Origin of the sequence: Stenotrophomonas maltophilia group sp. RNC7 (assembly GCF_030910085.1) — a bacterium.
In the GTDB taxonomy this organism is placed as follows: domain Bacteria; phylum Pseudomonadota; class Gammaproteobacteria; order Xanthomonadales; family Xanthomonadaceae; genus Stenotrophomonas; species Stenotrophomonas sepilia.
This window is the reverse complement of the sequence record NZ_JAVFVN010000662.1, coordinates 1-730: the sequence shown is the minus strand read 5'-3', so window position 1 is coordinate 730 and position 730 is coordinate 1. Positions and strand designations below refer to the sequence as shown.

General features: G+C 57.4%; 1 protein-coding gene. It reads right to left on the bottom strand.

The features are described 5' to 3' along the window. A partial coding sequence (locus tag RCF13_RS13605; protein ID WP_308141253.1) for an ATP-binding cassette domain-containing protein occupies positions 1–730 on the bottom strand: 730 nt, incomplete at both ends.

Genomic DNA, 730 nt, shown 5'->3' with positions numbered 1-730 from the left:
TGCCTGGACAGACACATCGAGCGCCGATGTAGGCTCGTCAGCAACGATGATGTCCGGGCGCGCAAGAAGTGCACGGGCAATGCAGACACGTTGTTTCTGTCCGCCCGAAAGCTGGTGGGGATGCCGTGACACAAAACTTCGGGCAAGACCGAGCCGGTCCATTATGCGGTCGATTTCCCTACGGCACGCGTCCCCAGTTCGGTTTTGCGCGAAACGGGCAGCCTCGAGCAAAGTCTGACCGATAGTCATTCTCGGATTGAGCGAGGTCGAGGGATCCTGAAAGATCATCTGCACCCGCCCCAAAAGTCCATTTCGCGATCCTCGGCGGGAAAGATCGAATCCGGTTTCGTTGATCAGCAACTCACCGGCGCTGGCCGTCTGCAAACCGGTGAGAATTCTCCCCATCGTTGTCTTTCCGCTTCCGCTCTCCCCGATGATACCGGTAATGCTACCGCGTTTAAGCTCGATCGAAACGTGATCGAGCGCCTGCACCGGCGGCACCTTTCGAAATGGCCAGGGAAGGCCGCTCGTGCCAAATGTGCGGCAGACATCGCGAGCAGCCAGAAAACTGGGCGGTGCCCCATAACGGTTCTCTTTCAAATCACCGGTTTTGTGCGCCTTGTTATCCGGACTTGATACCGAGGCGTCTGGTGATATTCGCAGTCGTGGAACGGCTGCAAGAAGCTTGCGTGTGTAGTCGTTGCTCGGCGTGTCGAGAATGACCTCAACT